The organism is Erythrobacter sp. S57(2025) (assembly GCF_057365055.1).
Window position 1 is genome coordinate 1762748 of sequence record NZ_CP200299.1, and the last position, 21791, is coordinate 1784538.

General features: G+C 56.8%; 20 protein-coding genes. 4 read left to right on the plus strand and 16 right to left on the minus strand.

What is annotated here, in order from left to right; genetic code table 11:
• Positions 1-88 precede the first annotated feature (88 nt).
• Genes AC0V6N_RS08575 through AC0V6N_RS08620 form a run of 10 tightly spaced genes read right to left on the minus strand, consistent with a single transcriptional unit; the run spans position 89 to position 7530 of the window.
• Positions 89-1063, minus strand: coding sequence for an alpha/beta fold hydrolase (locus AC0V6N_RS08575; protein ID WP_486171153.1), 975 nt, complete (start codon positions 1061-1063; stop codon positions 89-91).
• Positions 1060-2085 carry an SO2930 family diheme c-type cytochrome gene (locus AC0V6N_RS08580; protein WP_486171154.1) on the minus strand — a complete coding sequence of 342 codons (1026 nt, stop codon included), beginning with the start codon at positions 2083-2085 and terminating at the stop codon, positions 1060-1062. The genes AC0V6N_RS08575 and AC0V6N_RS08580 overlap by 4 nt, the downstream gene beginning before the upstream one ends.
• On the minus strand, positions 2082-3269 hold the full coding sequence (locus tag AC0V6N_RS08585) for a parallel beta-helix domain-containing protein (protein WP_486171155.1): 1188 nt from the start codon (positions 3267-3269) through the stop codon (positions 2082-2084). The genes AC0V6N_RS08580 and AC0V6N_RS08585 overlap by 4 nt, the downstream gene beginning before the upstream one ends.
• A 56-nt stretch (positions 3270-3325) precedes the next feature.
• Positions 3326-3703, minus strand: coding sequence for a hypothetical protein (locus AC0V6N_RS08590; protein ID WP_486171156.1), 378 nt, complete (start codon positions 3701-3703; stop codon positions 3326-3328).
• Between the two features lie 7 nt (positions 3704-3710).
• Entirely contained in the window at positions 3711-5168 is a 1458-nt protein-coding gene (locus AC0V6N_RS08595) for an NAD(P)(+) transhydrogenase (Re/Si-specific) subunit beta (RefSeq protein WP_486171157.1), read from the minus strand.
• Positions 5169-5171: 3 nt separating this feature from the next.
• On the minus strand, positions 5172-5453 hold the full coding sequence (locus tag AC0V6N_RS08600) for an NAD(P) transhydrogenase subunit alpha part 2 (protein WP_486171158.1): 282 nt from the start codon (positions 5451-5453) through the stop codon (positions 5172-5174).
• Positions 5453-5908 (minus strand): hypothetical protein, encoded by a 456-nt coding sequence (locus tag AC0V6N_RS08605; protein WP_486171159.1) that lies wholly within the window; start codon positions 5906-5908, stop codon positions 5453-5455. Before AC0V6N_RS08605 ends, AC0V6N_RS08600 begins: the two co-directional genes overlap by 1 nt.
• The gene (locus AC0V6N_RS08610) at positions 5905-6264 is read right to left on the minus strand and encodes a PH domain-containing protein (RefSeq protein WP_486171160.1); all 360 of its coding nucleotides are present in this window, start codon (positions 6262-6264) and stop codon (positions 5905-5907) included. The genes AC0V6N_RS08605 and AC0V6N_RS08610 overlap by 4 nt, the downstream gene beginning before the upstream one ends.
• A 2-nt stretch (positions 6265-6266) precedes the next feature.
• Positions 6267-7391, minus strand: a complete 1125-nt coding sequence (locus AC0V6N_RS08615) for an NAD(P) transhydrogenase subunit alpha (RefSeq protein ID WP_486171161.1) — start codon at positions 7389-7391, stop codon at positions 6267-6269.
• A 16-nt stretch (positions 7392-7407) separates the two neighbouring features.
• Entirely contained in the window at positions 7408-7530 is a 123-nt protein-coding gene (locus AC0V6N_RS08620) for a hypothetical protein (protein ID WP_486171162.1), read from the minus strand.
• A gap of 255 nt (positions 7531-7785) precedes the next feature.
• On the opposite strand from AC0V6N_RS08620, the gene AC0V6N_RS08625 reads away from it, so the two are divergent.
• Together AC0V6N_RS08625 and AC0V6N_RS08630 are read left to right on the plus strand one after the other, a co-directional pair.
• Positions 7786-9231, plus strand: a complete 1446-nt coding sequence (locus AC0V6N_RS08625) for a sigma-54-dependent transcriptional regulator (RefSeq protein ID WP_486171163.1) — start codon at positions 7786-7788, stop codon at positions 9229-9231.
• Between the two features lie 128 nt (positions 9232-9359).
• Positions 9360-10139 (plus strand): SDR family oxidoreductase, encoded by a 780-nt coding sequence (locus AC0V6N_RS08630; RefSeq protein ID WP_486171164.1) that lies wholly within the window; start codon positions 9360-9362, stop codon positions 10137-10139.
• A 23-nt stretch (positions 10140-10162) separates the two neighbouring features.
• Here AC0V6N_RS08630 and AC0V6N_RS08635 read toward each other — a convergent pair whose 3' ends face one another.
• Both AC0V6N_RS08635 and folP read right to left on the minus strand, forming a co-directional pair.
• Positions 10163-11371 carry an alkaline phosphatase D family protein gene (locus AC0V6N_RS08635; RefSeq protein ID WP_486171165.1) on the minus strand — a complete coding sequence of 403 codons (1209 nt, stop codon included), beginning with the start codon at positions 11369-11371 and terminating at the stop codon, positions 10163-10165.
• 81 nt (positions 11372-11452) lie between these two features.
• On the minus strand, positions 11453-12571 hold the full coding sequence (gene folP / locus AC0V6N_RS08640; RefSeq protein WP_486171166.1) for a dihydropteroate synthase: 1119 nt from the start codon (positions 12569-12571) through the stop codon (positions 11453-11455).
• A 278-nt stretch (positions 12572-12849) separates the two neighbouring features.
• On the opposite strand from folP, the gene AC0V6N_RS08645 reads away from it, so the two are divergent.
• On the plus strand, positions 12850-14316 hold the full coding sequence (locus AC0V6N_RS08645) for a serine hydrolase domain-containing protein (RefSeq protein ID WP_486171167.1): 1467 nt from the start codon (positions 12850-12852) through the stop codon (positions 14314-14316).
• 84 nt (positions 14317-14400) lie between these two features.
• Here the strand turns inward: AC0V6N_RS08645 and AC0V6N_RS08650 are convergent, their stop codons facing one another.
• From AC0V6N_RS08650 to AC0V6N_RS08665, 4 genes are all read right to left on the minus strand, one after another.
• Positions 14401-15186: an outer membrane protein gene (locus AC0V6N_RS08650; RefSeq protein WP_486171168.1), complete on the minus strand. Its 786-nt coding sequence runs from the start codon at positions 15184-15186 to the stop codon at positions 14401-14403.
• 254 nt (positions 15187-15440) lie between these two features.
• Positions 15441-15977 carry a hypothetical protein gene (locus AC0V6N_RS08655; RefSeq protein WP_486171169.1) on the minus strand — a complete coding sequence of 179 codons (537 nt, stop codon included), beginning with the start codon at positions 15975-15977 and terminating at the stop codon, positions 15441-15443.
• Positions 15978-16053: 76 nt separating this feature from the next.
• Positions 16054-16794 (minus strand): FadR/GntR family transcriptional regulator, encoded by a 741-nt coding sequence (locus AC0V6N_RS08660; protein WP_486171170.1) that lies wholly within the window; start codon positions 16792-16794, stop codon positions 16054-16056.
• A 171-nt stretch (positions 16795-16965) separates the two neighbouring features.
• Positions 16966-19983 carry a TonB-dependent receptor gene (locus AC0V6N_RS08665; protein ID WP_486171171.1) on the minus strand — a complete coding sequence of 1006 codons (3018 nt, stop codon included), beginning with the start codon at positions 19981-19983 and terminating at the stop codon, positions 16966-16968.
• Positions 19984-21261: 1278 nt separating this feature from the next.
• On the opposite strand from AC0V6N_RS08665, the gene AC0V6N_RS08670 reads away from it, so the two are divergent.
• The gene (locus tag AC0V6N_RS08670) at positions 21262-21711 is read left to right on the plus strand and encodes a hypothetical protein (protein ID WP_298300563.1); all 450 of its coding nucleotides are present in this window, start codon (positions 21262-21264) and stop codon (positions 21709-21711) included.
• The last annotated feature ends 80 nt before the right edge of the window (positions 21712-21791 follow it).

A 21791-nucleotide genomic window follows, 5' to 3' on the forward strand; every position in this document is an offset into this window, starting at 1 on the left:
TGACCCGGGTGTAGCGATGAAGCGCCCCGCGCGTCCATAGGGTGCAATTCACGCCGTAGAAATGGGGGTTTAGATGGTAAACACTGGGTTAATCAGGCACCGTCGCAGTGGTTTCCAACCATGAAGTCACGTCAGCCAGTGTGGCTTGCGGAGCCTCTTCTTGCGGCAAGTGGCCGATGCCAGGATAGACGATCAGCTGAGAATTTTGCAGATTTTGATCGAGCCATTCACCAGCCGCAACCGAGATTAATCTGTCTTCTTCGCCCCATAGAATCAGGGCTGGCATGGAGAGGCCTGCCACTTCCTCTTGGCTAAGCGGCGTGTATTCGGTTGAGAAGCGCGCCATGGTCGCTGCGCGATTGCCGGGATAGCGCAGCATTTCCCAGTAACGATCCACCGCTTCTTCAGTCACCACGCTCCTTACTGAAACCGACTGTTCAAGGCTTCGAGCGATTAGTGAGCGCGGTGTGATCTGCTCAGCGATCAGATTGACGCCCGGCATTCGTGCAATTGTAAAACCAATATTGCCGCCATCATCGTCGTCTTCATCGACGGAGACGCTGTAGGGTGCACCGCCAGCATCGACGAGGATCAGGCCGGATACTCTGTCAGGATGTGCAATCGCATAGGCGAGAGCGTGTTTCCCGCCCATTGAGTTACCACCAAGAATGAACTGCGAAAGGCCCAGTGCGGTCGCGACCTGATCAATGTCGGCGGTGAAGTTTGCACGGCTGTAATCATGCGCAGGATCGGCGCCAGTCAATCCATGACCGACCTGGTCGATGCGGATAACGCGATAATCCTGCGCGAGCACATCAACCCAGGGCTGCCATGTATGAAGGTCGGCATTTGATCCATGCAGCAGCACAATAGCAGGCGCATCTCTAGGCCCCTCGTCACGCAAGTGGACTGTCACACCATCTGCTATTTCGACGAATTGTGAAGGCTCTCCGCCATATTTGGCCCGCATTTCTGCCGGATCAGTGTCAGGCGTGCGGAATATCAGGAATGCGATGACCAGCAGCGCGGCCAACACGCCAATGATCCGCAAAAACCATTTCATGGCTCCATCCCCTCAATCCATTCACGCATCAAAGCCACGGCTTCATCATCTATTGTAGAACGGCCCAATTCCGGCATTGCAACACCGGGTTCATCCGAATTCATGCGGTGCACGAGGATGGACTTATCTGGCTCTCCCGGAGCGATCGAAACCAGCAGCCCCCCTGCCCCGCGTCCAGCTGCAACTGGAGGCTTGCGAACGCCTAGTGCGAAGGGATCATCTTGCTCCCAGCGCAGATCGAGACCCGAATTAGACGCGCCGCCTCCTGGCTGATGGCAATGGGCGCAATTTACATCGAGATATGCCCGCGCCTTTTGCGCCGTGCTACCCTCTGACGATTGCCACACGGGCAGAATATCTGCGCTTTCTGGCATCGCGGTAAGGTGGCCATGCTCAACCATCTGGCCAAGCCATTGTGTCGAGAGGTTGCGCGCCTTTGGCCCGATTGGAATGATCTCGCCGTCCAAGGAATGGCATGCCTTGCATTGGTTCATATTGGGGATGCGGTAGCTGATCTCCTGCCCCTCAGGCGTCGTGATCGGCACCCGCGCCCCCGCAAGCGCCAATCTTGCTTCGCTCTGCTCCTCATTCCAGCGATAGGGCAGCGCGACCCATCCGGCCTCCCGGTGCAAAAGCACGCGCGTTTCGATCAGGCGCCGATCATCGCGTTCGCCAAAGGCAAAGGTTTTGATAATGGCTGTCCCGACTGGCATGTCGATCAATCCCTCGCCATCGGGAGTAAATTGAGTGCCGCCCGCACGGTAGATGAAGCGCAATTTATCAGCGCCATCGGAAAATAGCGGGGTGTTCAGCTCGTAGGAATGGACATGCGGCACAGGAACCTGCGCGGGCCCATCTGCGAAGAAGCCAAATTCTGATAACGTGCGCGGCATTCCATCAAGCACAGCTGCGTCATTCACGTAAGCAAGCGGAGGCGGCACAGCGCCCGCATCGCGCGGCAACGTGACCGACAATGCCAGCGCGACCACCGCGGCTCCTACCAAGGCGTTTGAACGCTTCACCCGATCCGCTCATCCAATTCAGCGGGTGCGCCAATGCCGGTTGTGTCGAACTCGCCATCAGGCTCCGGCGCTGTCAAAGGTGATGGCTGCGCTGCCGCCATGCCGCCACCCGGCTCCGTCAGATTGAGCGTCCATCCAGCAGTTCCAGCCACTGCCGACAGGCTGCCCAGACCATCCCACATTAAGGGCGGCAGCGATCCGCCAAAGGCGGCGAGGAGAGGCTCAGCCCCTTCCAGCTGCGGATCATCACCGCCGCGCCCATATTTATTCTCACCAATTACAACATTGCGCGGGAGCGGATTGTACCGCTCATCATCCCAAGGCTGAGTGTAGGCGATGACCATGATCGGAGCGGTCGGGTTTTCATCAATGATATTGTCTTCAATCAAAACGCCATCATTGGCCATCACCATGATGCCCGTCCCGCGACGCACACCGGCAACGATATTGCCGGGTGGGGCGAAGTTGGCGGTGTCGTTGGCAACAACCAGATTGTTCCGCACAACCACATTGCCCCCGCCCATCACGGGGAGCCCTGGCAGGTCAAACACAAGAATCCCGCCCGTATTGCGAACCGCGATATTGTGCTCGACCAGCGCATTGCGGCTGTTTTCAATCTCGATCCCCGCAACATTCGCCTCTGCGATGGAATTGCGCACCGTGATTTGATTGGACTGGCCGACATAAATGCCCGCGTCAGAGGCTCCTGTGACCTTCACACCGTCTACCAGCACGCCCGTGCTCTCGACCGGATAGATAGCGTAGGCGCCGTTATCGGCGTCCGGCCCGTTGGTCCATGTGACCCGGACGCGATAGTAAACGATATTGTCCGCGCCCTTAGACTTGATCCCATCGCCTTTGGGGTTTTCAAGCGCGAAATCACGCAAAGTGACATTGTCGGACGTGACCAGCAGCCCTTCGCCGGATCCCGCCTGGCTGGTGAAATCTAGCACCGTGCCATCCATGCCAGCGCCGCGAACAGTGACGCCGTCGACATCTAGGCTTAGCCCATCGGTGAGCGTGTAGCGTCCGGCCTCAAGCACAATCTCATCACCGGGAGCCGCCAAAATCAGCGCCTCTTGCAAGCGCTCCTGCGCGCCATCGCCTGGTGAAATGGTGTGTGTCTCAGCCCAAACGGGCGTCGCGGTCGCAAGCAACAATGCTGCTGCTGTCATTCTGAACATCTGTGGTCTCCCTCTCCGCGACACAGTCTGCGCAAGAGGGGGCGTTATTGCAAGCGCTAGAGACCCAGCTCTGCTCCAATTAAATCGCGTAATGAGCCAAGCCCGCAAGATGTACCGGTTGAGATAAGCACGCCAACCGCTTCGCTATCCTCAACGCGGCGAAGTCGCGCAAGCGCTTCTCGGCCAGAACGCGGCAATGATTCTTCGCCCTCTTCGGGCGCCAAACGTTCAAGCTTGCGCAGCTGATTTATGCTGAGCTTGTCCGTCATTTGGGGAGCCATGCAGGTCGCCATGTCTTGCGGCACGCCATTGGCGAGCAGAGCCTGCTCGACCCGCGCCTCAGTCACCTGCTCCAGCAGACCATCCTCGCGCAGAATGAAGTAAGCGCCCACGCCAATCGCGAGCACAAGCAGCATGATAATCAGGCGCTTCATTATATGATCAATCCAGCGCCTTTACGATTTCCTCGACCATCTTCTTGGCGTCGGAAAGCAGCATCACGGTCTGGTTCATGTAGAATACGTCGTTGTCGACGCCCGCATAGCCCACACCGCCCATCGAACGCTTGATGAAGAAGACCTGTTTCGCCTTATCCACGTCAAACACAGGCATGCCGTAAATGGGTGAGCTCTTGTCGGTCTTCGCCGCCGGGTTCACCACGTCATTCGCGCCGATAATGAAGGCGACGTCTGCTGTAGCGAATTCGCTGTTGATGTCTTCAAGTTCGAACACTTCGTCATAAGGCACGTTTGCTTCGGCAAGGAGCACGTTCATGTGACCGGGCATCCGGCCAGCGACCGGGTGAATAGCATATTTGACCTCAACACCCGTTTCTTTGAGCGTGTCTGCCATCTCGCGCAGCACGTGCTGAGCTTGGGCCACAGCCATACCGTAGCCAGGAATGATGATGACCTTCTCAGCTTGCTCCAGCATAAAGGCTGCATCGTCTGCAGAGCCTTGCTTGTAGGGGCGCTGCTCGCGCAATTCGCCATCACCGCCGCCGCCAGCATCTGCGCCGAAGCCACCTGCGATAACGCTGATGAAACTGCGGTTCATCGCACGGCACATAATGTAACTGAGGATTGCCCCCGAAGAGCCGACCAGCGCGCCAGTGATGATCATAGCGGAGTTGCCGAGCGTGAAGCCCATCGCGGCCGCTGCCCAGCCAGAATAGGAGTTCAGCATCGACACCACGACCGGCATATCTGCCCCGCCGATGGGGATGATCAACAGGAAGCCAATGATAAAGGCGAGAAGCGTCACCCAGAGGATCAGCTGACCTTCACCCGCGCCACCAGCGCCCGAGACCGCATAAGCACCCACCAAAGCAATGATCGCAACCAGCGTGCCCAGATTGATGAAATGGCGCCCCGGCAGCATGATTGGCGAGCCGCTCATGCGGCCTGACAATTTAAGGAAGGCGATGATCGAGCCCGAGAAAGTGATCGCACCAATGGCGATGCCTAGGCCCAGTTCAATGCGGCTTATCGTCAGGATTTGTCCAGCTGCATCGGTAATCCCAAAGCTTTCAGGGTCCAACCATGCGGCAAGGCCGACAACGACTGCTGCCAAGCCCACCAGCGAGTGAAAACCCGCCACCAGCTCAGGCATGGCTGTCATCGCGATCTTTCGCGCGACCGTTACGCCGATAATCCCGCCAAGGAAGATGGCAATCGCAATCTCAACGATGTTGGCGATGTCGTGGGTGACCAGAGTGGTCACGACCGCGATTAGCATCCCGATTATACCATTGCGATTACCAGCACGCGAAGTCGCTGGGCTCGAAAGGCCGCGAAGGGCCAGGATGAAAAACACGCCAGAAACGAGGTAGGCAAGCATCGCCCATGCTGGAGTCCCGCCAGCTGCATCTGCTGCGCCTGCTAGAATGGAGAAAGTCATCTCTTACTTCTCCTTCTTCTTGTACATTGCGAGCATCCGCTCCGTCACGGCAAAGCCGCCGAAGATGTTCACGCTGGCGAGCACCACGCCGAACAGGCCGAGCCATTTGGCGACCATGCTCCCCGCCTCAGCAGACGCGATCAGTGCGCCGACGATAATCACCGATGAAATCGCATTGGTGACCGCCATCAAAGGCGTGTGCAGCGCAGGTGTAACCGACCAAACAACGTAATAGCCGACGAAACACGCCAGCACGAAAATCGATAGGATTGAGATAAAGTCCATTATTTGCCTCTCTCGGCCAGCTCTTCGAGCACAGTATCGATGCGATCCATCACAGAATTTGCAACGGTCGCTTGAAATGCATCAGCTTCGCGCTGTTCCTGCTCATTAAGTTCAGGGCATGCGATGTCGACTAGGCTCATTTCGTAGTCGTAATCTGCCCGCGCAATTGCAAAATCCATCCGTCGAGCATGGTTGTTCTGGCCATCGCGCATGGTCGCAAAGCGCTCCATTGCTGACGACACGGCATCAGTGCGAATGCAAGGGTTGAGGAGGAATGTGAGCGCAACCCCAACTTCGGTGCGCAAATGCGCTCCCGCGCGAGCATCATCAACGGTGTAAGTTGCAGGCTCACGATCATCATGTGCCAGGACCGCAGGCGAAGCAGAGAGCATAAGGCATGCCGCTGCCACGCGCAGGCTTTGCAAACGGACAAGAAAGGGTATCAACTGGTTCAACGCTGTAGCTTTTCGGCCATTAGCACTTGAAGCCCGGTAACATCGCTGTCGCGTCCAATTTTGAACTCAATCATGCCGAGACCAGAGACAAAAAGCTTGATCTCGCCATCCAGATCAAAGGTACCAGCGCTTTCGATCGAATATGCGTTGATTGAGCGATAAGGAACTGTTTTGTATTCCTTTTTCGAGCCCGTAAGCCCCTGAACGTCAACGTGTATCACTCGCCAATCGGTAAAGACGATCCAGTCGCGCACGGTTTTGAAAGCAACAAGCACCTGCTCATCACCGACAAGGCAATGGCCATGATCATTGATGAAGCCCTCAGCACTCGCTGTGGTAGCGTTTAAAATTCCCATGATTATTCCCCCTTCAACCGTCCATTCACAACCGCGCCATCCTTCGTCAATCGGATTGCATCGCCGATCTCCTCATCGAGTTCAGGCTTGCCTGCTTCCTTGTCCCAAAACGCTGAGAGGAAGTTGTAATGGTTGCGTGAAAACAGCGCAGAGGCATCTGCTGCCAGGGCAGCAGGGGTATTCGAATAGCCGATGATTTTAACGCCGTGTTTCTCGACGACCTTGTCAGGCTCTGACCCTTCGACATTGCCGCCTTGTGCAACCGCGAGGTCATAGATCACGCTGCCGGGCTTCATCGTCGCAATTTGTGCATCTGTGATCAGGACTGGCGCCGCGCGTCCGGGGATAAGCGCAGTAGTGATGACGATATCTTGCTTGGCAATATGTTCGGATACAAGTTTGGCCTGAGCCGCCTTGTATTCATCACTCATTTCAGTGGCATAGCCACCGGATCCCTCGCCTTCGATGCCTTCGACATCCGTCACGAAAATCGCTTTTGCGCCAAGGCTTTCGATTTGCTCTTTGGTCGCAGATCGCACGTCCGTGGCAGACACCTGCGCGCCCAAACGCCTCGCGGTCGCAATCGCCTGAAGGCCAGCGACGCCCACACCCATAATGAAACATTTTGCGGCCTGCACCGTGCCAGCCGCCGTCATCATCATTGGGAAAGCGCGGCCATACGTATCAGCCGCTGCGAGAACCGCCTTGTAGCCTGCAAGGTTCGACTGGCTGGAAAGCACATCCATGCTCTGTGCGCGGGTAATTCGCGGCATGAATTCCATACTGAGCGCTTCAAACCCCGCTTTCGCGTAAGCTTCGACTGCTTTGCCGTTTTGGAACGGATCAAATAACGCCGCGACCCATGCGCCCGGCTTTGCGCCCTTTAGCTTGGCAACTTCGGGAGCCTGAATGCCGAGCACAATGTCAGCATCTTTGATCGTTGCGGCCAATGTGCCAACGCTGGCGCCAGCTTCAGAATAGGCAGCATCCGTGATTGAAGCAGTGTCCCCTGCCCCCTTCTCAACCGCCAACTCATTTCCAAGCGCGATAAACTTCTTCACCGTTTCCGGCGTAGCAGCGACACGGGTTTCCCCCGCAGCGCGCTCTTTGAGCACAGCGATTTTCACGTAAAGACAGCCCTCTTTATGGTGCGATCAACATCACGACAAAAAGTGTGATCACGCAGATCACAGGCACCGCCCATTTGAGCGTTCCCATAAAGCCCTCGTAAGTGCCTTTGGCCTTGTCCATGTCATGCGAAGCCATGTTTTGTATTCCCCTTGGAAAATTTAAACTCAGGATGCGGCAAAAGGTTGCCGATAAATTACGAAAAACGCCGTATCGAAGCAATCCGGCAAGCTCAAGCCATCAAAATGGCCTCAGCCTACCGTTTCATAACAAAACAAGCGGCAATTCTCTTCAACAGCCTTAATTCCGTCTTTACCCGTTCCCTTTAAGCCGTCCCTCACGTTTCACCCTAGGACGATTTGCTGGGGCCTTACGGGGATCAAGGTAGAATTGATGGCGAACGCGGAAACGCTCCCTGATTCCAACGCTGAAGAACAGCGTGTTGTGATGCTGATTGACGATGAACCAGCGCAGAGCCGGTTGATCGCCGCTATCGCTGCGCGCGAAGGCTGGCGCACGCTGGTTGCCAGCGATGCCGAAACCGCAATTGCTATGCTGGGCACGCGCGAAGGCATGCAGCTTTCCGCCATTCTGCTCGACCAGTGGGTTCCCGGCGATGACGCGTGCTCGCTTATAGCAGAGCTGAAAGAGCGCCGCCCTGCCCTGCCCATACTGATGCTTACCACCAGCGCCTCCCCGTTGCTGGCTGTTGAAGCCATGCGCGCTGGCGCCAGCGACTACCTCGTCAAACCGGTCTCGCCTGATCGTTTGATGGAGGCCTTGCGCGCGGTCACCCGTCGCGAAGCCCCGCGTGATGAACTTGCACCGCTGACTGAGAAAATGTCAGCATCCCTCGATTTTGATGCGATGATTGGCACCGCGCCAACTTTCCGCACCGCATTGGCCCAAGCAGCCAAAGCTGCCCGTGGTCATGGACATGCGCTGATCGAAGGTGAAAGCGGAACCGGCAAAGAGATGTTGATGCGCGCCATGCACGCCGCATCCCCTCGCTCGAAAGAATCGCTGCGCATCATCAATGTCGCCAGCGTTCCGCCCAATTCGATTGAGTCGGTCCTTTTCGGGCACGAGCCCAATGCTTTCCCCGGAGCGTTTGATCGTCAAATCGGTGCATTGCAGCACTGCGATGGCGGGACCCTTGTCCTCGATGAAGCCGATCGGTTGAGCCTCGCGGTACAATCTCGCCTAAGCGAGGCATTGGAAACAGGCATTGTCCGTCCTGTCGGCGCCGCGCATGGATTTCGCGTCGATGTTCGCCTGCTATCTGCCAGCAACTCAAATCTTGCACAGCTTTCCAAAGGGGGCCTTTTCGATGGTGACCTTGCAAAGCAGCTTAGCAGCACGCGGATCAAGCTGCCGCCCTTGCGAGAGCGTACTGGTGATATCCCTGCCCTGACTCGCCATTTCCTCACCCGGATCGGTGAACAGCCTGGCCTCACACATCTCTCAGTATCTGACAGCGCGCTTGCTCTGCTGGCCGCCTATGAATGGCCTGGCAATGTGCGCCAATTGCAATCCGTCCTGTTCCGCGCAGCTGTCTATTGCGAAGGCGACACGCTGACGGCCGATAGCTTCCCGCAACTCTCAGAGATGTTGGGCGAACTCGAAGCGGCAACATCCAGCGCACACGATGGTGTGGGCGTGATGCTCTACACTGAAGATGGCAATCTGCGCCCGCTCGAAGATATCGAAGCGGATGTAATCCGTTTGGCCATCGGGCATTATCGCGGTCGGATGACCGAGGTTGCCCGCCGTTTGGGCATTGGGCGTTCGACCCTCTACCGCAAGCTTTCCGACCTTGGAATTGACAACGCGGCCTGATTGGCGCACTTTTGCGTCAATCCAAGAGGAGCAAGTGAAGTGAACAAAAGCGACCGTTAATCGGATACCGCAATTGGCAAAGCAGCATGCTTGTGCCCTGTTCTCACTTAAATTCCTGAGGTTTCCCTATGTCTAGAATGAAAGACGCAATCTGCGTTGTAACCGGCGGTGCGCGCGGCATCGGTCTTGCCATCTGTACAGCGTTTGTCGCGGAAGGCGCGAAGGTATTGCTGACCGATATTGACGCGCAGCAAGGCCGGAGCGCAGCTGATGCGATCGGCTGCGATTTTCTGCAGCTTGATGTGCGCCAAGAGCGGGATTGGGATGCGCTTGCTGAGCGGCTCCCAAATGCCGATGTGGTGGTCAACAATGCTGGTGTCACGGGGTTCGAAGAGGGCATGAGCCCCCACGATCCTGAAAACGCCAGCCTCGAAGATTGGCGCGCTGTTCACGCGGTCAACACCGATGGCACGTTCCTTGGTTGTCGCTATGCCCTGCGTGCCATGCGTGAGAGCGGGCGCGGGTCTATCATCAACATCTCGTCACGCTCCGGCCTTGTGGGCATACCAGGGGCGACTGCCTATGCGGCGTCCAAAGCGGCGATCCGGAATCACACAAAGAGCGTCGCACTCTACGCAGCGCAACAAGGTTGGGCGGTTCGCTGCAATTCTGTCCACCCCGCCGCGATCCTTACTCCGATGTGGGAGCCGATGCTGGGCGATGGGCCTGAGCGCGAGGCCAATATGGCCGCTCTGGTCGCTGACACACCGCTCAAACGCTTTGGCACTCCCGAAGAGGTCGCCGCACTTTGCGTGCTGCTGGGCAGCGAAGAGAGCGCCTATATGACCGGTGCGGAGCTCACGCTCGACGGCGGTCTGCTCGCGGGATCGGCAGCTTCGCCGGGGTGAGCGCCGCCTAGTCCGCTTAGCGATTACCAGCTAACAGTCCGCGTCACGCGCTCTTCCCCTTCCACTGCGCCGCGCAGGGAGATGGTGAAGTTTCGCGTGTCCCAATCGATCTCAACCAGGCCAAAGTTCTCCTCTGAGATGAAATCGGTGAGGCGTTTGGGATCGGGTTCGCGCGCAGTGTTCCGCTCTGTGCTGGAGAACGAGTAGTTGAGCGATGAGCTGGTCAGCTCCCATACACGCTCGCCCTTGGTCTCAGGCGTTACATCGGAGTAGATCCCGCCCGCGTGGCGATCACCTGACAGCATCACCATGCCGCTTTCAGCGCGATTGGCGAGCATCTCATACAGTTTAGCCCGCTCCAACGGCAGCGCTTCCCAGCTCTCGTAATTGTGCGCGTCGGTGATCACCTGAATTGAGGAGACAATGATGCGCAGGTCAGCCGGTTTTGCCAGTTCCTGCTCCAGCCACTCCCACTGATCACCGCCCAGCATGGTCTTGCTCGCATCCTCACTAGGCACATAAGGGCCGAGCGGCGGGCGGCTTAGCGTGTACGGTCCGCGTTCCAGGTCAGAGCGGAAGAACCGGGTGTCGAGCATGATGACCTGCGTGCGCTGGCCTTCTGTGCCGAAGATACGGCTTTCGTAGATGCCGGGGCGAGAGCGTACTTCGTCTGATGCCCCCCAGAACGTCTCATAGATGGTCTCTGCCCATTGGCGAGGTGCGAAGTTTGCGCCGCCATCGTTGAAGCCGAAATCGTGATCGTCCCATGTGATCATCATTGGGATATTGGCGCGAAACTCAGCCAGTTCAGGCGTGGTGGCTTGCACGCCATAGGCTTCGCGTAATGACGTCAGCGCCATGTCGCCTGACCAGCCATTGTCACCATAGTTGTTGTCACCGATGAACAGGAACAGGTCCGGATTGGTCTGAGCAATCGTGCCCCAATAGCCTTGCGGGCGAAGTTGGTGGTTGCAGCTGCCAAAGGCGAGCCGGGTGATCACGCTATCGGGCGCAAGCGACACATTGGCAGGCGCAACCGGCAGTTCCACTTGCTGAGCAAGCTTGGCGTAGTAGGGCGCAAGCAATTCCTCTGCCGTCAGCCCCACTTCTGCGGTCATCGGAGCGGCTTCTTGATGCGCCTCTGCCAAGACCGGCGCCGTGGCCATCGCCGCGGTGGCAGAGCCTAGGGCGAGCAGTGTGAGAGTGCGCAGCTTTTGCATCGGGACTTGCATGTGGGGTGGTCTCCTGTTTCATTGGCAGCGTCTGTGCCGTGTTAACGTGACGATAGTGCGACGCTATCAGCTGGGCAATTGTCAGCTGGGCAATTGGCTAAAGTCAGTGAGCGCTGCATCGCGCATTCCGCGCCATACGTTGCGCGCCTGCACGGTCTCTTTGACATCATGGACACGCAGCATGTGGACACCTGCGTCCATACCGCGCACCGCAAGCGCTATGGAGCCGCCAAGCCGCTCATGCGCAGGCTCTTCATTCGACAAGGCACCGATCATCCGCTTGCGGCTCACGCCCAGCAGCAGCGGACTGCCCAGCGCATGGAACAGCGGCAATGCGTTCATCAGAGCAAGGTTGTCAGCCAGGCTTTTGCCAAAGCCGATACCGGGATCGAGCATGATGCGTTCCTCAGCAATGCCGCCCGCGATTGCGCATACGCGTTGCTCTTTCAGCATGTCGAACACCTCGCTCACCACGTCGGTATAGGTGCCGCCCTCATGCAGATCCTCACCCGTCCCCGGCGCATGCATCAGCACCACCGGACAGCCTGCATTCGCCACCAGTTCCAGACTGCGCGGGTCATAGCGCAGGGCAGACACGTCGTTTGCCAGATGCGCGCCCTTTGCCAACGCGGCCTCCAGCACCCCTGCCCGTCTTGTATCCACGCTGATCGCTGCGCCCATGGCAGAGCAGTACTCAACCGCCGGGATCACCCGCTCGATCTCATCACCTTCCCATGTCGCCGCGCCGCCGGGGCGTGTGCTTTCCCCGCCAATGTCGATGATCGCAGCGCCCGCTTCGACCATGGCGGCGGCATGCGCGCGGCCTGCATCGGGTCTCTCCAGGAACTCGCCGCCATCGCTGAAGCTGTCAGGGGTCACATTGAGCACGCCCATTACCTGCGGCTGATCAAGGCGGATGGTGCGCTCCCCCAATTGCAGCGGCGCATGCACCAGTTGGAGGTTTGCCCATTGCCGTTCCGCCTCGCTCGCCAGCAGGCCGCCCGGTTCGCCCAAAGCCTCTGCGGCGTCCCCAAGGCCAAAGACGCGGCGGTGGATCACTGTCCCGCCCTCGCGCACGATCAGAGCAAAGCGGCTGGCATAGACCATTGATCCCGCCAATCGGATCGCGCCGGGCCCATCCCCGTTAGAAGCGGACTGCGGGCTGGCGCTGAGGCCAATGGGGTGCAGATAGACGCTCACAGCCCCGCTCCTGCAGCCATGATACACGGTAACATGGACCGCATGTTACACGGTCTTAGAGTAAAAAACTTTGCGCAGCTCGTACCGGTATTTTTGGCGCTTTTCTGCGGGTTTGAGGGTGTTTTGCGAGTCATGACGGAAGGTCTAGCGTGACGCTGCCTTGGAGGACAGTGGCGGGCGCACAAATTTGCACAATCATGCCGGACCTCACCCATTCAAAGATATCACCAAACACCAATTGACTACAACTGTAGTCGCGCTAGTGTGCATGTCGTTTCATGCCCAAGGAGATTTCTATCCTAAAGTCCCTTCCTTTGCCCGCATTGGCCGTGCTTCTCGCAACCAGCAACGCGATCGCATCTGACCAAAGTCTCTCCCCACAGACCGAACAACAAGCATATTCATTCGAATATCGCGCCGTGCCTGTGCTCAGCGTCGAAGGAGAGCCGATCGAGGCGCAGTCGCTATCGGAATATGCAGAGCAGCTCGGCGTGCCCGCCGCATCCTATGCGGTTTATGTCGATGGCGTGCTGATACACGAAGAATATCGCGGCGACGGGATCGGGCCAAACAGCCTGTTCCAAGGTGCTTCGCTCGCAAAATCAGTGTCCAGCGCGACCATCGCCATTGTGGCTGAGCAAAACGGGATCAGCCTTGATGAGGACATTGCGCGCTTTATCACTAGTTTCGACCTGACGTCGCTTGAAGGCTACGAAGCGCCCGTGACCTTGCGTCAGCTCCTGTCACACACATCGCGAGCCAATGTTTCGGGCTTTCCGGGCTATCCCCAATCTGCGGAGCTGCCGAGCAATCTGGAAGTCATTCTCGGCTCAGACCGCACCAACACTCCCAAAGTCGCTTTCACAGGCGCTTCAGGCAAATGGTTCTATTCGGGCGGCGGCTATCAGATCGCGCAGGCATTCGCCGAAGACGTAACGGGCAAACCCCTGGCACAGCTTGCGGATGAACTGGTGTTCGAACCGCTTGGTATGGACAAGAGTATGCTGCACACTGCGATGCAAGCTGATGCTGTTGCCCCACTTATCCCGGTCACGGGCAATGAGAACACTGGCCCTGTCGAAGGTGGCTGGTTCAACTATCCCGAACTGGCAACAGCTGGCCTTTGGACCACCACAAACGATTTCGCGAAATTTGTGAACTCCGTCATGGCAGCAGCCGATGGTGAAGAGAATGTGGGGATTCCGGTGTCCGTCGCCAAAGAGATGCTCACTGTCGCGGGCCAGCCCAATCCATTTCGCTCCTATGGCCTGGGCGTTGGCATGATCATAGGCGAAGATGGCACTCTGCAAGCCTTCGAGCATCATGGCCAGAATGTCGGCTTTCGCGTGAGTTTTAGTGCCTATCCCAAGGAGCGCGCGGTCTCGATTGTGCTCACCAATCACCCAAAAGGTCTGCAACTCGCGACAGAGAGCAATCGCGGGCTTGGCGAAAGTTTGGGCTACAAAGACCCATCAGTCAGGACCATCACTCCGGTTGCGATGAGTAATGAACTGCGCGACCAATGCCTGGGCGATTATGCGAGCGAAGTGGACCCTGAAATACGGGTTTCGCTGGTCGAAGAGGGCGGCACGGTGATCTACCGCGATGATGATGGGGACTATCCACTTGTGCCCATGGGCGAGGGCAGTTTTGTCTATGTCCCACTCGCTATCACCTTCACCTGCGCAGTGGAGGAAAGCGGAACCATTCTATCTTACGGCTCAAACCGCTTCATACAGCAATAGCCCCATGTAAAAGGCCCGCGCGAGTTTCCTCACGCGGGCCTTCCACTTAGTGCAGGTTTATCGATGGAGAGATCAGCGGATGGGTCAGCCGCCGAACTTAACCCGCACACCAGCGCTTAAGAGGGATTGCGTGCTTTCCACGTCCAGTGTTGCGGGTAGCAGCGTCAGCGGGATTTCCGCATCCTCTGTCGTGCCGCGATAGGTGTATTGGCCGAACAGCTCGACGCTTGGCGTCACTTCGTATGACGCGCCTGCCATCAGCTGATAGGCGAAGACCCCGTCATCATCATTGCCAACTTCGACGCCGGACGGGCGATAATCGACATCGACCCATTGGTAACCAAGCCCGGCGCCGACATAGGGTTTGAACCCGCTGCCGGTGTTGATGTCGTAAAACACATTACCGAATAGGCCGAAGTTCGAAACGCTGCCCTGACCATCGGCCAGCACATCGCCCACCAATGGGTTGGCGGCATCGGCTGCTCCGCGGGTCAAGACGGCGCTGTCGACGCCATCAATATTCGCGCCGCCGACCGTCAGATTGCTGTGGCTGCCAACGTCATATTCGGAATAGGACCCTTCGACCTCCAGCCGGAACCCGTTTTCAAAGGCGTATCCGACCTGCCCGCTGATCGCGTAGCCTGTGTCAAATTCGGTATCCCATGCGACTTCGGTGCCGTTGGGGATCGAACCAAAATCGTCGGTAGCCGGAATTTCGGCGGTGGTTTCACCAGAGTTGCTGCTGTCATCAGGCAGAGCAACGCTGCCGCTAATGCCGACATAGGGGCCATCGGCATAGGCAACGCTTGGCATTGCCAAAGCGGCTGCTCCGGCAAGCGGGTAAAGTGACAATTTGTATAGCTTTTTCATGAGCTTTCTCTTCTCCTACCCCCGCGCAAGAAAGAGGGGTTGTGCGCGGGGTCGGGCGCAAGAAAGGCGAGCAAACATGAACGCCAGCCAACGCAAACGACGAAGCGTTGCGGCAAAAAGATAACTGGCCAGACTAAACGATGGGCTGTTTTTGAACGCCGACGAACGTCTTTGTTAAGATCGCTATTTGGCGCGATTCGAAGAGATTGAGTTGTTGAAAGAGGGGCGAGTTGAACAACCTCCTTTCGCGCCGATCAGATATCCAGATCCTCAGGCTTCTTCCTCAATCGGGAAAGGATCGCCGTTAGCGCTTTACTTGCGATGGCCAGCATCAGGAGCGGCATGGCGATCAACCACAGCACTAGGGTCTGCCCCGATGATGGTTGGCAATGATGAAAAAAGCCAAACTCACCCTCTGGCGGTGAATTGCTGCAAGTGCGCAAAACATACGCGTCCACCACGCTTAGCACCATAAATGGACTGGCCAGCAACAGCAGGATCAGAAAATGGCGATAGCGCGCAAACCATCCCTGCCAGCGCTGCGCATCGCGCTCACTCTCTAGGAAATCCAAGAAGTGCCACAGCGCCAGAAATGGGAAGAACACGATGTAAGGCAAAAACGCCTCACCCAGCGGCCCGGCAAAGGTATCGATCGGCCAATTTCCGCCAGCGATATAGGCATGACGAGTGATGATCCGCCAACTCACACAAAGCGACAATGCGCATATGAGCAGCAGCACGAGCATGGTGCAAAACCAATTGAGCAGCTTTTGACGATACGCCTGAGACACACCCCATCATGCCAAGAACCGTAAGCGCGTCAATCACCCTGCGCATCGTGTCAGATAGCGGTACGCGCGGCGCGCTTCACACGTTTTTGGCGGCCGTAAGGAAGCGTTCGCGGCTGCGATTGGCGCTTCTCAATACCTCTTGCCTCGCCATTCGTTCGCTGACCTCCAGAACGCACACCAGAAGACGCTGAAGATGGTCGCGCATGGCGAGCCGCGCAGTAGCGGGGTCATGCTTTCGCATCGCCTTTAGGATCGCTTTGTAATCAGCATCAGGCGATCGCGGGCCTTGCGTATCAATCGCATCGTAGATCATCTTTGCCTGAGGGATTTCCTCACGCATCCGCCACAATGCACGGACGTTGTAGACCACGGCAGCGTTCGCTGTCGCATCCGCAATCGTCATATGAAACTGTTTGACCGCGGCCTGACCGGCAGCATCATTGTCGTTGCATATGGCTTCGACGAGTGCGGACAAATCAGCCAAGCGGTCTTTCGTAATGTTATGAGCGGCCAATGCAGCCGCTTCGGACTCGACGATCAATCGGGCCTCGATCAGCTCAAGCGCGCTTACCGCTGGCAAATTTGAGCGATCCAGCGCCCCTTGCTCACGGACAAAAACCCCCGCACCTGATTTGATATCGATCCGCCCATATGCCTGAAGCGCGATTTCGGCTTGCCTTATCGTGATCCGGCTCACGCCAAACCTTTCGGCCAACTCACGTTCTCCGGGCAAACGCGCGCCGGGAGGATACCCGCCCTGATCAATCAATTTTTCGATCTGCTCAGCGGCAAATTGATAGGCGCGCCTAAAATTCATGCATCCTCGCTCTCTTGACCAAATTGCGGTGAGCGGGCGTGTCTCGCGTCGTTGCCGCATGACTTTACTGCCATCGCTTTTCCGATTGGGCCGCCGGATCGGGAGAGAGACCAACGCCGGCGGCCCGTGGAGAATGGGGCATGCGGGACCAATACGCCCCGCATGCATCCATCACAAACTCAGGGTCGCGCCAAATGTGACCCTGCGATCTGGCAGCCCTTGGAAGCAGAACAGCGCCCCTTCATTCACGCATGACTGGGTGATGTTCGATTTTGTGAGGTTCACCCCTTCAACGCCGACCGTGAGATAGTCGGTCACATCATAGGTGATGCTGGCGTTTAGCTGGCCGCGCGATTCCGTCACGACAGGGAAGCCAAAAGTACTGTTGAGCGATGCACCGCCAGCTGTGTCGAGCGTGCGGAAAGCATCGCGCCACGTGTAACGCGCGCGGGCTGACAAGCCATACTTCTCATAGAAAAGTGTGACGTTGTATGAGTGCTGCGAGAAGTCGAGCAGCCCTTGCACTCTTGAGACCGGCACGAAATTCGCGTCGTCGTAAATGCCGTTAATGGCATTGAAGACATCAGTACCTCGCGAGGCTGATGTGTTCGTCGCTTCGCCGCCCCCAAAGTCTTGGTAAGTGTAGTTGGCAAGCACGCCAAAGCCCGATGCGAACCCGAGCGTATCTTCGAACTGGGACAGATCGAATTGGAACGCCACCTCGATACCGGTTTGCGTGGTGCTCGCGCTGTCATTGATCGTTGAGACAACGTCGACGCAGATACCGTCGCCCGGAATGTTCGATGAGATATTGCGGTCTGCAATAGGGTTGAAGATACCGCCGCCTTCGCAGGGAGGCGTGATATCCCCGAACCCATCACCATCACGGAACGCTTCCTCCAGCTGAGCAACGAACAAATTGGTCCGATCTTTATGGAAGAACGCGACGCTCAACAGCGCGGATGGCGCAAAGTACCAATCGAGCGAAATATCGTACGAAGAGACAGTCTCTGGCGCCAGATTTGGATTGCCGATGGACACCGACGCTTGCGAACTGGTGCCGAACACAATCGAAGTCGATAGCGTATCGAAATCCGGACGATTAATGTCTTCGGTGTAGCTTGCCCGAAGGATGAGATCATCCGTCAGATTGGCGGCCACGTTCACCCGGGGCAGCCATTCATTATAGCTACCCTCTGTCAGGGTTTGAGTGACGTCATCTCCGACCACGCTGTTGCCAAGTGAGTCGATCTTCGTGTCCACATAACGCAGGCCAACATTGCCGCGCACAGGACCGAATTCAAAGTTCACCTGACCATATGCAGCGAGAGTTTTTTCCTCGATGTCGAAGAAGCCTTGCGGATTGGCGGTTGGATCGGAGATCGTCCGCATACCCGGCACGGTCAAAAGCGCCGCTTGGAGTAGGTCTAGAGTTCCCGCCTGATCGCTGAACGCCCGGTTGGGATCGACAAGCAGGAAATTGGCGAAGAACAGTTCACGACCATCACCATCTCCATAATTGTCCGGCCCTGGAACCAGCAATTCTGAAAACACGGTGCCACGCGGACTATCGTCAAGAGCGCTCAGCCCCAAATTGGAGCCGATGTCCTGAAATTCGCTAGACCTCGCGCTGTAGCGAACACCGCCATCAACCGATGTGATAAATGATGGCAGCACATCCCCTTCATAGGTAAGATCGAGACGGACTGCGTCTTCGGAATTCTTGGTTTCATCCGCACCAACCCGGATTGCATCAAGGACAACGTTTGCAGGGTCGAGCAATTGCTCAATCGTGGGTGCAAAAGGTGACGCAAAGTCGATGCCAAACGCCAGACCGTCCCTCAGATCGTAACGGAAGGGCACAGCATTGTCGTTGCCGCCCCCGCCATCAAGCGGCGTGTTAGGATTGATGAAGTTCAACGTCGTGCTCAGCTCAGGATTGACGGTGTCAGAGCTCGTCGTTGATGCCTCTGCACGGATCAGCAGGTCACCAACCTGCCATTCTGTACCAAACCGGAAAAGCTGGCTTTCGGTAACGCGGGCACCCGTATCGCTGGAGAAGCGAAGATTGGGATCATCGTCATCCTGCGCAAGAAATGGCTGTATCGTACCGGTCAGCGCAGCCTCAATGCTGCCAAGCGCAACACCATCAAGCGAACCGAAATCGACCGTTTCAAATGTCTCAGGGACATTGAAGTCGCGCACAGAACTGACGCCGGATCCCTGAACACGTGAACTGTCTTGACGACGCTCTTGATCATTATAGAACGCGTCGAAGAAGAATTTGAGGCCCGGATTGGGAGCCCATTCTACCGAACCTGCAAGATTGATCGTTTCAAACTCGAAATTCTCAAGCTCTTGGTTCAGGAATTGGATGCCAAGAAAGTCGAATGATTGGGCAGCCGGGCGATTGGCCACGTCCTGCAAATTTCCGCCGCGAACGACATCTGCATTCACGTTCTCGACCAGCCCTCCATCCCGGTCAACACGTGGCCGGAATGATGTGGCTTCCTGCTCGGTATAGCTCCCGGCAAGAACGATGCCGATCTCACCTGCTCCGGTCGACCAATTGTCGCCGAAACTGGCCGCGATGCGCGGTGTAACGCTATCAGAAAACTCGCTATATTCGCCTTGTACACGAATGGTTGCAACGCGCTCCGTGATATCAAGAGGGCGTATCGTTCGCAGATTGATCGTGCCGCCAACAGACCCTTCGATCGTGCTCGCCTCAGGTGCCTTGATGACCTCCACCGATGCGATGATGGCCGCATTCACGTCTTCAAAGTTGATGCCACCACGACCGCGGCCAGAGGCGACCGTGCCGACCCCGTTGATCTCAGTTCGGTTGTCGTTGGTTCCGCGAATTTGCACGCCGGTGCCAACACCAGCGGTACGCGTGATTTGGATCCCTGGAATATTCTCGAGCACCTCGGCCAAGTTCTGGTCGGGCAGCTTACCAATGTCTTCCGCCTGGATAACCTCGACAAGACTATCGGCATTCCGCTCTTCATTCAGCGCGCTTTGCAGGGCGCCGCGAATGCCGGTGACAACGATTGTGTTGCCTTCCTGTGTACCCTCAGCATTCTCATCCTGCGCGTGTGCAGTAGTGGGCAAAGCCAGAGCCGTCAGTGCGACCCCAGCGAGCAAACCGGTAGACCGATTTCGTTTCCCAAGACCCATATGTTTCATTGTCTACTTCTCCCAAAGTTACTTTTCGTCTTTTTATTATCCCTGTGGCAGCGGACCGACGCAGGCTGCGCCTCCGTCGCCAAAATACCGTTCAAACGATTTTGATTGCTGCGCTTGGGTCTTCGCCCGCGCAGAAATAGCGCTTGCTAATCTCAACTGATTGAAATGAGGCAGCCCCGCGGACACAGCCCCATTCGCCGATAAACACATACCTCATGTCCTTCGCGCTCCCCTCGCCGCCAACCCGGTTCCCGCCCTTCTCCGAGGCATAGGTAACCGGTGTCATTTCTTCGATGGGTAACCGGTGTCATCAAGATGCGCAAGAGGTATTCGTGCACTGTCAACATGCAGGAAGCCAACTCCTCTGAGGACAGCGGGCACTTGCCCAACTTTGTTGATGTGGTGAGGCATGCAATGCAGCCCATCCGGCCAAGCATTGAAAACCAGCTCTTACCTCCCTGCGCTTCTGCGCCTCACTTCCTCCATTCGACTGCTCGGCGATCACGCGCCGAACAATTACTGGTGTTGGCCGCATCGCAAATGGCGGCAATTGGACCGCTAAGCTGAGCTGGAGGAGGTTAACTGAGGCTCGTGCATCGCCCCGCCTCTATCAGCGAAAATCGGTGCACCCATCAGCGCGATCCGAATGCGAGTTTTCGCTCTCTGCCCATCAGTGTTTGGATGCCCGGAGAAGCAGCATGCTTGTCTCTGTAAGGATACGCGCGCTTGCATGCGTAGAGGCTTCACTTGCTCAGTTTGAAACCAATGAACTTTTCGCGGGTCCAAGCGCCGCATGTGTACATTGAGCACTCCGAAAGGCTCTGCCGTCTTAGCGCTACCCTCATGGCCTTGTCAGACATCGAGCAAGAATGGTTCAATGGACCGCATCGACACCAAGTTGGACGCAGGTTTCGTCAAAAACGGGTTACGCCCCCAACTCCATGAAGGCGCCCCAAAACCACGGCTTGTTGGCGAATTCTTGACGACCACCGGCAACCAAGAGCCGACCGCAATCGGCAGATTTCCGGGATTCTGGCAACCGTCTGCGAACTGTGATGAATGAGTAAATGGTGCCAGAAGAGGACTCGAATTAAAATTCTATGCCTCTGAAAAATAGGTATATTTCTATGATTGGACATCAAAAGGACCACAAAACGGCCCGCCCACTTGTTCAATAGTACCTCTGCATTTTGATCTTGGTGGACTGAACGGATTGAAATCGCAGGTTGGTGACTACGGTGTCGGGTCGAGTTCGAGAATGCCGCAACCGACATAAACATGGGATCCACTACCCAGAACAACTTGCCTATTCAGACTTTGCGCCTTGTCGGGAAAGCGCTTGTCACCTATGACTCGGCAATGCGTGTTTTCGGGAACATCATTGCAGCTCTAATGTGCCTAGGCCTGATTTTTCAGGTTTCGGCCGAGGCTGCATCGCTGCCCCAAGCTGAGACTATGACCTTGGCGGACTGCGCCAAGATGAAGCATCACGCTTCGCACGCATCGGATCATTCAGGCCGCGCAGGTCACGATCAAGATGACCCTTGTGATGACATGTCGTTGAAGTGCATGCTTTCCATGAATGCTGTTTCTCCGGTTCTGATGGGGAACACCCTTCCCAACCTTTCCAACAACTTTCCTCCTAGTTCCATACAGTTTTTTGCGGCGGTGACTGATCAATTGGCTGGTCGAGCGCTTCCGCCTGACTACCCGCCTCCGCGCTTCTAACTCCAATGTAACAGCGGGGCTGTCAGCCCCTTGTTGAGATGCTGTCTGTGAGCGTCACTGTTCATCAACGAGCAGTGATG